We start from the raw sequence: 1,700 nt of genomic DNA, 5'->3' as shown, positions 1-1,700 counted from the left end.
TTTTTTCTATAACCTTTGGTATGTCTATTTTCATGGGGCATACTTCTTTGCATCCGCCTGAGTGCATGCACAGCATTGCTTTATCATATTTCTTCATTGTAACAGCAGACCACATTATTCCAGTAGGCCCTGTATAGGGGCTGTCACCGAAATCTTTCCCGTATAATTTATATGGAATTATTTCAAGTTAAAGCAATTAATGTATTTTTCACAAAGTCCGATAAAGTGCTTGAAATTAAATTACAAAATATTAAAAAATAAGCAATATTTGAATTTTATTCTGCCTCAAGCTTTTTCTTCGCCTCCTTGAATTCCTTTGTCTCTTTTATTGTGAATGTAAGGATTATAGCAACTATCAACATCAATGTAACAAACAAATAGGATATTCTCCAGTTTATTGAGCTTGCAATAATAAGCATTACTGTAGGCCCAAAGGCTAGTGCCACTGCTATGAAGCTAAACTGTAACCCAAGTACTCTGCCAAGAACTGCCTTTCCAAAAAATTCAGCGGTATAGGAGAAAAATGGAGGGAAATAGAGCAATATGGCAAAAAAACCTATTGCGGTTATTGGCAATAATATTGATGAGGATATTCCTGGATAAACAAAAATTAAGGGAATTGTTGCAACTAGACTCAAAACTACACCAATTTTCATCAGCAATAATTTATGGTATCTCAATGTTAATAATCCACTGATAACTGCACCAAGAAATCCAGCAAAATATGTTATTGTTGTATACAGACCAAGTGTAGAAGTAGAGTAAAGCATATAATCCGAAAAATATGTTGGAAGAACCTCAGCATAACTTGCCCATACTAAATTCATTATTCCAATCCCAATTATTAAACCAAGGGCTTGCTTGCTTTTAAAAATATATTTAAAAGCTTCTAAAAATTTAACGGATTCGGAACCTCTTATATTTTTGTTTATTTTATCCAAACCTATGTGTTGTTTCAAAGCAGTGGATAAGTCATCTTCTGTAACAAGGCCAGAGTCAACTTCATCCTTATAAATTATCCTTAATTCACCCATTGTCATTAATCTTGATTGTTCGGGCCTATCATACACAAATATTGCCCATAATATTAATAATGGAAGTGAAAACACAGCAAACAGGAGAAAGACATCGTGAAAGTTCCCGTGGAAAAACAATAGGAGTGGAATGGCTACAGCAGGCGCCAAAAATGTGAAGAATGGGGAAGCTGAATTTGTTATACCAGCTCCAAGCCCTCTTTCATGTTTTCCAAACCAGTTTCCGGTCAATTTATAAACCACTGTATTTGTGAATGATTCGAATACACCAAAAATAATTATTGCTGCAGCAAGTTCAGAGTAAGTTGTAGATATACCGACACCTATAGTAACCACTGTGAAGGCTATCAAAGGGAACATGCCTCCCCATCTAGCACCTATCTTATCTGTTATAATTCCACCAAAAAATCCCATTATTATTCCTGGGCCACCAGAAAATATACCAAGCAGTAATCCTGTCTGATATAATTTCAAATGTAGTTCCTTACTGATTGTTGGCATTAAAACAGCCGTTTTTATCAATTCAAATAGCAAAAACCCAAATAATAAAAATGTTAATATATCAACAATCCAGCGTTGTCCTTTCATTTCAAAATCAATCAAAATTGCTATATAAATATTTTCTTTAATTTTACGGCATTCCTCTGCTATTAAAGTTATTTTCTT

General features: G+C 34.1%; 2 protein-coding genes. Both read right to left on the bottom strand.

Annotated elements, in window-relative coordinates; translation table 11 throughout:
• On the bottom strand, positions 1-115 hold a 115-nt coding region (locus tag WKI77_RS07605), incomplete at its 3' end, for a 4Fe-4S dicluster domain-containing protein (protein WP_337861222.1).
• A 160-nt stretch (positions 116-275) separates the two neighbouring features.
• The coding region (locus WKI77_RS07600; RefSeq protein ID WP_337861221.1) for an MFS transporter at positions 276-1,700 on the bottom strand (1,425 nt) is incomplete at its 5' end.

Source organism: Ferroplasma sp., assembly GCF_037442045.1.
GTDB lineage: Archaea > Thermoplasmatota > Thermoplasmata > Thermoplasmatales > Thermoplasmataceae > Ferroplasma.
This window is presented reverse-complemented; position numbering and strand designations above follow the sequence as displayed.